Below are 9,690 nucleotides of genomic sequence, written 5' to 3'. Positions count from 1 at the left end.
GCAAGGCGGTGTCGGCCAGGTCGGTGTCGATGCGCTCATCCTCAGTCAGCTTTTCCCGGAGCTCGGCGGTCAGCCGCTCCTGGGCGTCGGCGTCGGAAACCGCGGCGATGGCGGCGGCGACGCCCTGGGCGGCGGCCTGGCGCCGATCGTCCTTCTCGTCCTGCCGGGTCTTCCGCCGGATCTCGGCCTCGCGCCGTGCCTGCTCCCGCTGCTGCCGCAGCCTGGCCTTGAGCGCGATGACGCGGCGGATGCCGAGGAACAGGCTGCTGAAGCGGGTCTCGGCCTCCCCGGCGCGATCGAGATCGCCGGCCGCGAGGGCGGCGAGGGCCAGGGCGTGAAAGCCGCGGGCCAGCGCCTCCGCGAGCGCCATCAGCTCGGACAGCATCGCGGCGTCAGCCTCGATCGCGCCCGGTGACGCGGTGGCGTCCTCCCGCCGCCGGCGCAGCGTGAGCGCGACGGCGCGGCGGATGGCGAGGAAGAGGGTGCTGAAGCGGGCCTCGGCCTTGCCGGCGCGGTCGAGATCGCCGGCCGCGAGGGCGGCGAGTGCTCGAGCCTGGAAGGTCCGGGCCATCTCCAGAGCGAGCTGCGTCAGCCCGGACAGCAGCTCGGCCTCCCGCTCGTCCGTGGACGGCGAGGCAGCGGAGGGGGTCTCGGGTGAGGAGGCATCGACCATTCCTCAATTAGAACAAAATAGGAACAATTAAGCCAGCAGAATCGCACTTGGTTGAATGGTCATCGCAATGTCGGGCCGTGCCTGCTGGATGGCCACGCCCCTGCGGGGCTCGCCATGACGAATTTTGATCGGGACGGCAAATCCGGACCGGCGGGGCCGCAGCCCGATCCGTTCCCGGAGGGCAGTCATCCGCCTCCAACACCGTCATGGCGAGCGAAGCGTGGCCATCCAGTCTTTCAGCCGCTGCGCGTGACGGCGACAGTCTGGATGGCCACGCCCCTGCGGGGCTCGCCATGACGAGTTCGAGATGGCGGGCGAATCCGGACGGGTCAGGTCCGTGCGTCGGCCTGGTGTGAGCAAAGCAGGCCCTTCACCGTCATGGCGAGCGAAGCGCGGCCATCCAGTCTTTCAGCCGCCGCGCGTCATGGCGACAATCTGGATGGCCACGCCCCTTCGGGGCTCGCCATGACGGTTCTTTTCCAGGAGCTGTATCGAGTGAGAGGACCAGCGCTTTCAGGTTCTACCCGACCGCCGCGATCACCGCGTCGCAGACGCGGTCGGCGTCGGTGTCGGACAGGAAGGGGTGCATCGGCAGGCTCAGCACCTCGCGGCTCAGCGCCTCGCTGACCGGCAGCGAGCCCTCGCCCTCGCCATGGGTGCGGTAGGCCTCGGCCAGGTGCATCGGCGTCGGGTAGTAGATCGCGGTCGGCACCCCGGCCTCGCCCAGCTTGGCCCGCACCGCGTCGCGATCGGCCACGCGGATGGTGTACTGCGCCCAGGCGCAGGTCAGCCCGTCCGGCATCACCGGCGTCTGGACCCGGTTCGACAGCCTGGCCGAGTAGTGCCGGGCCAGCCGGTCGCGCGCTTCCAGCTCGTCCGAAAAACTCGGCAGCTTGGCCAGCAGGATGGCCGCCTGGATGGTGTCAAAACGGGCGTTGAGGCCGACCCGGACGGTGTCGTAGCGGCTGGTGCCCTCGCCATGGACGCGGATCGATTTGAGGATCGCCGCCAGCTCGTCGTCATCGGTGAAGATGGCGCCGCCGTCGCCATAGCAGCCGAGCGGCTTGGCCGGGTAGAAGCTGGTGGCGGTGACCGGCGCCAACGACCCGACCGGGCGGCCATGGAAGGCGCCGCCGAAGCTCTGCGCCGCGTCGTCGATCACGAACAGGCCGTGCGCGTCGGCCAGCGCCTGCAGCTTTGGATAATCGACCGGCAGGCCGAACAGATCGACCGCGATCACCGCCTTCGGCGCCAGCTTTCCCGCCGCCTTGGTGGCGGCGATGCGGCGCTCGAGATCGGCCAGGTCGACCAGATAGGTCGCGGGATCGACATCGACGAAGACCGGTGCGGCGCCGAGCAGCAGGATCGCCTCGGCCGTCGCGGTGAAGGTGAGGGCCGGGACGAAGACGGCGTCGCCGGGACCGATGCCGCGGGCCATCAGCGGCATGATCAGCGCGTCGGTGCCGCTGGCCACCGTCAGGCAATGGCGGGCGCCGGCCCGCTGCGCCAGCTCGCCTTCCAGCTCCGCCACCTCCGGCCCCAGGATGTACTGGCCATGGTCGAGCACCGCATGGATGCGGGCATCGATCAGGGGCTTCAGGCGGGCGTATTGCTGCTTGAGGTCGACGAAGGGAAGCGACACGGGCAAGCCTCGGCTGTATCGGAACAGGGCTGATGTAGCCCCGCCCCGGCCCAGACGCCAGCCTGAAACGCCGTCCGGTCGGCCTGCCTCAGTGCTCGGTGGCGGCCTCCGGCCCGAGCGAGCGCAGCAGGTCGACCAAGCGGCGGCGGACCGTCGCATCCTCGATCCGGTAATAGGCGCGCACCAGCTCCAGCGTTTCGCGGCTCGCCACCATCTCGTTGTCATGCGCCGGATGGTGGGCGGAGCCGTTCTGCGGAACCTCGGTCATGCCTTCGAAGAAATAGCCGACCGGCACGTTGAGGATGCGCGTCAGCTGGTGCAGCCGGCTGGCGCTGACGCGGTTGGCGCCGCGCTCATATTTCTGAATCTGCTGAAAGGACACGCCGAAGGCCGCGGCCAGCTTCTCCTGGCTCATCCCCAGAAGGGTGCGGCGCTGGCGCAGTCGGGTACCGACATGGATGTCCACCGGGTCCGGGCCATCTTCGGTGATGGTCTTGCGTCGGCGCTGTCGGTCCAAGCCGCGGGTCGCCATACTCATAGTTCCTCCTGCGGGCACGGCCCGGCACCGATGCGATCGCGAACGACCGATCTGGTGCGGTCCCCCTATGTGCCGCAGTGTCGAACCCGGCCCGCCTCATACTATAGTATGCCGCGAAGAACTCGGCCGCAATACCCGCATAAGGCGATTTGCACCAGGCTTCTTTAACCCGCACGCCCCAGCACGGGTTCCACCGCCTCAAGGTCCGCCAGCGGGATGTGGCAGCGGATGAGATGGCCGTCGATGCCGGCGCGTTCCGGCGGCGCCTCGGTCTCGCAGATGCCGCCCAGCTTGCGCGGGCAGCGGGTGTGGAACGGGCAGCCCAGCGGCGGGTCGAGCGGGCTGGGCAGCGGCCCTTCGAGGATGATGCGCTTCTTCTCGATCGTCGGGTCGGCGACCGGCACGGCGGCCAGCAGCGCCTCGGTGTAAGGGTGATAGGGCGGCTGGAAGACGGCGTCGGTCGTCCCCTGCTCCATGATCTGGCCGAGATACATCACCACCACCCGGTCGGCCAGGTAGCGGACCACGCCGAGGTCGTGGCTGATGAACAGGAGCGTGGTGCCGGAGCGGCGCTGGATGTCGACCAGCAGGCCGGTGACCGCGGCCTGGACCGAGACGTCGAGGGCCGAGACCGGCTCGTCCGCCACCACCATGGCCGGCCCGCCGGCGAAGGCGCGGGCGATGCCGACGCGCTGCTTCTGCCCGCCGGAGAGCTGGCGCGGCTTGCGGTCGATGAAGGCGCGCGGCAGCTTGACCAGGTCGAGCAGGCGCAGCACCTCCTCCTCGACATTGCGCCGGCCCTTCTTGACGCCGAACTTGCGGATCACCCGGCCGATCTGCTGGCCCACGCTCATGCTGGGGTTCAGCGTGTCGTTCGGGTTCTGGAACACCATTTGCAGCGAGGACAATAGCTTGGCGTCGCGCTGCTGCACCGGCTTGCGGCCGATATCGGTGCCGCGGAAGGAAACGCTGCCGTCGGTCGCCGTCTCCAGCCCCATCAGCACCCGGGCGAAGGTCGACTTGCCGCAGCCGCTTTCGCCAACGATGGCGACGGTCTGGCCGCCCTTGGCCTCGAAGCTGATCTCCTCATTGGCGCGGACGTAGCGGGTGCGATCGCTGCCGAACAGGGCGGCGATCGAGCTGTCGTAGATCGGGTAGTGCTTGCGCATCGCCGTGACCTGCAGCACCGGCAGGTCGTTCGCGGCGGCGACGACGACGGGCAGGACCTCGACCGGCGCCGGGACCGGCGGCTTCGCCTCGATCTCCTCCCAGCGCAGGCAGCGCACTCCCCGGGTCTCGCTGGCCGGCAGCATCGGCACCGGCCCGGCGTCGCAGCGCCCGGCCTCGAAATGGTCGCAGCGCGGCCCGAACCAGCAGCCTTTCGGCCGGTTCTGCGGCAGTGGCAGCTGGCCGCGGATCGGCACCAGCGGCCGGCTGGTCTTGTCCCGCCCCGGGGTCGGGATGCAGCCGAACAGGCCCTGGGTGTAGGGGTGGCGCGGGGCGGCGAAGATCTGGCTGATCGTCCCCTCCTCCACCGCCTGGCCGGCATACATGACGCAGACCCGGTCGCAGGTCTCGCGGATCAGCCCGAGATTGTGGCTGATATAGAGCATGGCGGTGCCGAGCGTCCGGCCGAGCTCGGCGATCAGGTCGACGATGCCGGCCTCGACCGTGACGTCCAGCGCCGTGGTCGGCTCGTCCAGCAGCAGCAGCGACGGGTTGGACAGGAGCGCCATGGCGATCACCACGCGCTGCTGCTGGCCGCCCGAGATCTGGTGCGGATAGGCCTGCAGCACCCGGTCGGGGTCGCCGAGCCGGACCCGGGCCAGCATGTCGCGCGCCCGGGTCAGCGCCTGTTCGCGGGTGCAGCCGGGCTCGTGGCACAGCGGCACCTCGGCCAGCTGGTCGCCGATCCGCAGCGCCGGGTTCAACGCCGCCATGGGCTCCTGATAGACCATGGCGATCTCGGCGCCGCGGACCCGCCGCAGCTCCTCCTCCGACATCGCCATCAGGTCGCGGCCGCGGAACTTCATGGTGCCGCCGGCGATGCGGCCGTTGCGGCCGAGATAGCGCATGATCGCCATCGCCACGGTCGACTTGCCGCAGCCGCTCTCGCCGACCAGGCCGACGCATTCGCCGGGGCGGACGGTGAGCGAGAAGTCGACCACGGCCGGGATCTCGGCGGCGCGGGTCAGGTAGGAGATCGACAGCTTGTCGATCTCCAGGATCGGGGTCGTGGTGTCGCGCGGCGGGATCAGCTCGACCGTCATCGCCTCAATCCTTCAGGGAAATCTCGCGCAACCCGTCGGCCAGCAGGTTCAGGCCGAGGACGAGCGAGGAGATGGCGATGCAGGGAAAGACCGTCATCCAGGGGGCGAAGGCGGCCATGGCGCGGGTCTCGTTGACCATGCCGCCCCAGTCCGGGTCCGGCGGCGGCAGGCCGAGGCCGAGGAAGCCGAGCACGCCGATGGTGATGATGGTGTAGCCGAGCCGCAGGCAGGCATCGACGATCAGCGGCCCGCGGGCGTTCGGCAGGATCTCGACGAACATGATGTAGAGCGAGGATTCGCCCCGGGTCTGGGCCGCGGCGACATAGTCGCGGTTGCGCAGGTCCAGGGTCAGGCCGCGGACGATGCGCATGATGCCGGGGGCGCTGGCGCAGGTCACCGCCAGCACGATGTTGATGCCGGACGGGCCGAAGGTGGTGATGATGACGACGTAGAGCACCAGGATCGGGAAGGACAGGATGATGTCGCCGATCCGGCTGAGCACATCGTCCCACAGGCCGCGCTTGTAGCCGGCCAGGAGGCCCATGGTGACGCCGAGCGCATAGGCGCAGGCGGTGGCCAGGGGCGCGTAGATCAGCACCCGGCGCGCGCCCCAGATCACCCGGCTGAGGATGTCGCGGCCGAGCTGGTCGGTGCCGAGCCAGAACACCCCGCCATCCGGCGCCGTGAAGCCGGGCGGCTTGAACGGCAGCAGGTTCTGGTTCGGCGGGAACGGCGCGATCACCGGCGCCAGCAGCGCCACGGCGATCCAGAACAGCACGATCAGCACGCCGATCACGCCGACCCAGCTTTCGCGCAGCAGCAGCACCGAGCGCAGCGCGCGGAAGATCGGGTTGCGGCCCAGCGAGGATGGTGGCGGCAGCGAAATCTCGGCCATTCCGACCCCTCAGGTGAAGCGGATGCGCGGGTTGAGGTAGGTGTAGCCGACATCGGCGACGGTCTGGGTCGCCACGGCGACGAAGACCGAGACCATGGCGCAGGCCTGGATCAGGTAGATGTCCTGGTTCAGCGAGGCTTCCAGCAGCAGGGCGCCGAAGCCCTTGTAGCCGAAGAAGGCCTCGACCACGATCACGCCGGACAGCAGCCAGTTGATCTGCAGCACGATCACGGTGAAGGGCGCGATCAGGGCGTTGCGCAGGGCGTGGCGCATGATCACCCGACGGTACGGGATGCCCTTCAGCACCGCGGTGCGGATGTAGGGGCTCTGCATCACCTCGGCCATCGAGGCGCGCATCATCCGGGTGACATAGCCGAAATCATACAGCACCAGCACCGCGACCGGCATGACCAGTTGCAGCACGTCGAAGCCCTGGCTCATGCCGCTGGTCCCCGGCAGCCATTTCAGCACCAGCACGAACAGGAAGGACAGGAAGGTCGCCGAGGCGAATTCCGGGATCGAGGTGGTGACGATCGACAGCACCGAGATCGAGCGGTCGGTGGCCGAGCCTTCGCGCATGCCGGCGAGGACGCCGAGCACGACCGAGACCGGCACCATGATCAGGAAGACGCAGCCGGCCAGGATCGCGGTGTTCTCCAGCCGCGGCCAGAGCACGTCGGCGACCGGGGTCTTGAAGCGCAGCGAGGTGCCGAAGTCGCCGCTGGCCATGCGGCCGAGCCAGCCGAGATAGCGTTCGTACCAGGGCGCGAAATAGCCATGCGCCTCGAGCCACAGCTGCCGCTGCTCCTGCGAGCTGTAGGGGCCGAGGACCTTCACCGCCACGGCCGACCCGTTGACCTCCAGCAGGAGGAAGACCAGCAGCGACACCGCCAGCATGGTCAGGATCATGAAAAGGGCGCGTTTGGCGAGGAAGATCAGCATGGTCGGATCTCCCTATGCTTGGCGAACAGCGCAGCATTCACGGGTTGCCTCTCCCGCCAGGCGGGAGAGGCAACGGAGAAGCCATGGGGCTTCGGCTCATGCGCATGCCTTGGATGAGGCCCGTCACGCCGACAGCCACACCTTCTCGAAATACATCTCGCGGGCGAAGTGGTAGGCGAAGCCCTGCACCTTGTCGGTGCTGGCGGTGTAGATCTTCGACCAGAACGGGATGATGGTGATGGCGTCCTCCTGGACGATCTGCTCGAGCTTCTTCACCAGCTCCTTGCGCTTCGCCACGTCGACCGTGGCCTGGGCCTGGTCGAGCAGCTTGTCGAATTCGGCGTTGGCGTAGCCGGTCTCGTTCCAGGACACGCCGGTACGGTAGGCCAGGCTGAGGACCTGGACGCCGAGCGGGCGGGTGGTCCACTGCGTCACGCTGAACGGCCAGGAGGTCCAGCGGTCCCAATAGGTGCCGCCGGGCAGGATGTTGACCTTCAGGTTGATGCCGGCCGGCTTCACCATCTCGGACAGCACCACGCCGATCTGGCCTTCCCATTTCGGGTCGTCGACGCAGTTGATCTCGATGTCGAGGCCGTTCGGATGGCCGGCGTCGGCCAGCAGCTTCTTGGCCTTGTCGTAGTCCTGCGGCAGCGCGCCGAGCTTGGTGTATTCGGGATGGATCGGCGCGACGTGGAAGTCCTCGCCCGGCGTGCCCAGCCCCTGATAGGCCAGCTGCGTCAGCTTGTCGTGGTCGACGCAGGCCTGGATCGCCTGGCGCACCCGCTTGTCGTCGAACGGCTTCTCGGTCACCCGCATGCGGGCGACGCCGACGATCGCCGTCTCCTTGTCGTAGATCTTGAACTGCGGGTTGGCCTGGTAGCCGGGCAGCAGGTTGGGGTCGAGCTTGTACAGGAGATCGACCTGGCCGGAGGACAGGGCCGCCAGCTCCGCCGCCGGATCGGCGCCGAGATCGATGAACTGCAGCTCGTCGACATAGGGCTCGCCGCCCCAGTAATCGGCCTTCTTGGTGTATATCGCGCGCTGGCCGACCGTGTATTCCTTCAGGTTGAAGGGGCCGGTGCCGATCGGGTTCTTGATCAGGTTGGCTTCGTGCTTGGTGGCGAAGTCGCGATGGGTGATCAGCGCCGGATAGTCGCCCAGGCTCTCCGGGAAGGAGAGCATGGCGCTGGCGAAGTGGAAGCGCACCGTGTGGTCGTCCACCCGCTCCAGCGCGTTCGGCGCCATCTTCACGACGTCGCCCTCCTTCACCGTCAGGCCGCTGAAGCGGCCCTGGTTGGAGGAACCGGTCTTGCTGTCGAGCCAGCGCTCGAAGGTCTTGATCACGTCGTCGGCGTTGAACGCGTCGCCGTTGCTCCACTTGACGCCCTGGCGGAGCGACAGCGTCCAGACCGTGACATCGTCATTCGCCGTCCACTTCTCGGCGAGATGGGGATGCGACAGGTTGTCGGTGCCGACCCGCACCAGCGGCTCGATCAGCTGCCGCGCGGAATTGCCCTTCTCCGACCAGTCGTAGATCGCCGGGTCGCTGGCATCCATGACGAAGATGCCGACCCGCAGCGTGCCGCCCTTGCGCGGCGTCTCCTGCGCCAGAGCCTGCGGCATGATCGGCTCGCCGGTCAGCACCGAAGCCACGGAATAGGCGGTCGGGATCGCCAGGCCGAGCAGCACCGAGGTGCGCAGGAATTCGCGCCGGTCGAGCCGCCCGTCGCGCAGATCCTCCGCCAGCTTCGGAATCGCGACGTGAACCTTACCCAGATCCTTGATATCCATCAGGCTCTCCCTGTCGAGACGCTTGGAACCACCCTGTGGGGCGACGCTTTCTTGCGTTTCTGAAGCCTCGGCCCGCAAAGGCCATTAGACGGCCCATGGGCGATCCCGTTGTTTCCCCTGGCGACGGCGAAGCGTTCGTCCGCGACATCGCAGCCAACCGGGCCCGACCGGAAGTATCGCGACCGTTCCGCCGCGGCGTCAAACCTTTATCCCGCTCCTGCGGCGCGGAGCGTCGTGGCGTCGGCGCGACGGCGCCGCTATCGTCGGCCGAGCCCGCATGGAGTGTATGAGAGTGGCCTTCGACAATGACGCCGATGTCGAGTTGATCGAGCGGCGGACGGAGTATGCCGGCTTCTTCCGGCTGGACCGGCTGCAGCTGCGCCACCGCCGCTTCGATGGCGGCTGGACCGAGCCGCTGGCGCGCGAGCTGGTGTTGCGCCGCCCCGCCGTCGCCCTCCTGCCCTACGACCCGGTCGCCGACCGGGTGGTGCTGCTGGAGCAGTTCCGGCTGGGCGCCTGGATCGCCGACCGGCCGGGCTGGATGGTCGAGATCCCGGCCGGGCTGATCGATGCCGGCGAGTCGCCGGAGCATTCCGCCGCCCGCGAGACGCAGGAGGAAACCGGCCTGGCGGTGACCGAGCTGCTGCCGGTCGGCGAGTTCGCCACCAGCCCCGGCGGCTTCAACGAATGGGTCAGCCTGTTCTGCGGCCGGGTCGTGGCCCCGGCCGAAGGCAGCCTGCACGGGCTGGCGACCGAGCAGGAGGACATCCGCATCCTGCCGATGGCGGCGGATGATGCCCTGGCGCTGCTGGCCGAGGGCCGGATCCAGAACGCCATCACCCTGATCGCGCTGCAATGGTTCGCGCTCAACCGGGACGCGCTGCGGCGGCGCTGGGCGCCGCTTGAAGCCGCGGATAGCGCCCTCTAAGGTCTCCGAGG

8 protein-coding genes are annotated in these 9,690 nt (G+C 68.6%); 1 reads left to right on the top strand and 7 read right to left on the bottom strand.

Annotated features, from left to right (window positions below):
- The 7 genes from AB4Z01_RS24505 to AB4Z01_RS24475 form a co-directional block, all read right to left on the bottom strand.
- Positions 1–673, bottom strand: a 673-nt coding sequence (locus AB4Z01_RS24505; protein ID WP_441698448.1) for a hypothetical protein, incomplete at its 3' end; no start/stop codon positions are given.
- Positions 674–1,193: 520 nt separating this feature from the next.
- Positions 1,194–2,315 carry a DegT/DnrJ/EryC1/StrS family aminotransferase gene (locus tag AB4Z01_RS24500; RefSeq protein ID WP_441698447.1) on the bottom strand — a complete coding sequence of 374 codons (1,122 nt, stop codon included), beginning with the start codon at positions 2,313–2,315 and terminating at the stop codon, positions 1,194–1,196.
- Between the two features lie 88 nt (positions 2,316–2,403).
- Positions 2,404–2,847, bottom strand: a complete 444-nt coding sequence (locus tag AB4Z01_RS24495; RefSeq protein ID WP_441698450.1) for a helix-turn-helix domain-containing protein — start codon at positions 2,845–2,847, stop codon at positions 2,404–2,406.
- A 170-nt stretch (positions 2,848–3,017) separates the two neighbouring features.
- On the bottom strand, positions 3,018–5,123 hold the full coding sequence (locus tag AB4Z01_RS24490) for a dipeptide ABC transporter ATP-binding protein (protein WP_441698445.1): 2,106 nt from the start codon (positions 5,121–5,123) through the stop codon (positions 3,018–3,020).
- A gap of 4 nt (positions 5,124–5,127) precedes the next feature.
- Entirely contained in the window at positions 5,128–6,018 is an 891-nt protein-coding gene (locus AB4Z01_RS24485) for an ABC transporter permease (protein ID WP_441698443.1), read from the bottom strand.
- A gap of 9 nt (positions 6,019–6,027) precedes the next feature.
- On the bottom strand, positions 6,028–6,960 hold the full coding sequence (locus AB4Z01_RS24480) for an ABC transporter permease (protein WP_441698441.1): 933 nt from the start codon (positions 6,958–6,960) through the stop codon (positions 6,028–6,030).
- Between the two features lie 123 nt (positions 6,961–7,083).
- On the bottom strand, positions 7,084–8,751 hold the full coding sequence (locus AB4Z01_RS24475; protein WP_441698439.1) for an ABC transporter substrate-binding protein: 1,668 nt from the start codon (positions 8,749–8,751) through the stop codon (positions 7,084–7,086).
- Between the two features lie 292 nt (positions 8,752–9,043).
- Between AB4Z01_RS24475 and AB4Z01_RS24470 the strand changes: the two genes are divergently transcribed.
- Positions 9,044–9,679 (top strand): NUDIX domain-containing protein, encoded by a 636-nt coding sequence (locus AB4Z01_RS24470; RefSeq protein ID WP_441698437.1) that lies wholly within the window; start codon positions 9,044–9,046, stop codon positions 9,677–9,679.
- Positions 9,680–9,690 lie beyond the last annotated feature (11 nt).

The sequence above is a fragment of the Inquilinus sp. YAF38 genome, from assembly GCF_052113205.1.
In the GTDB taxonomy this organism is placed as follows: Bacteria; Pseudomonadota; Alphaproteobacteria; order DSM-16000; family Inquilinaceae; genus Inquilinus.
This window is presented reverse-complemented; position numbering and strand designations above follow the sequence as displayed.

What these genes read in the sequence shown, in the direction of transcription:
- AB4Z01_RS24495 (WP_441698450.1), bottom strand. Translation starts at nt 2,847, where the DNA reads ATGGCGACCCGCGGCTTGGACCGACAGCGCCGACGCAAGACCATCACC.
- AB4Z01_RS24490 (WP_441698445.1), bottom strand. Translation starts at nt 5,123, where the DNA reads ATGACGGTCGAGCTGATCCCGCCGCGCGACACCACGACCCCGATCCTG.
- AB4Z01_RS24485 (WP_441698443.1), bottom strand. Translation starts at nt 6,018, where the DNA reads ATGGCCGAGATTTCGCTGCCGCCACCATCCTCGCTGGGCCGCAACCCG.
- AB4Z01_RS24480 (WP_441698441.1), bottom strand. Translation starts at nt 6,960, where the DNA reads ATGCTGATCTTCCTCGCCAAACGCGCCCTTTTCATGATCCTGACCATG.
- AB4Z01_RS24475 (WP_441698439.1), bottom strand. Translation starts at nt 8,751, where the DNA reads ATGGATATCAAGGATCTGGGTAAGGTTCACGTCGCGATTCCGAAGCTG.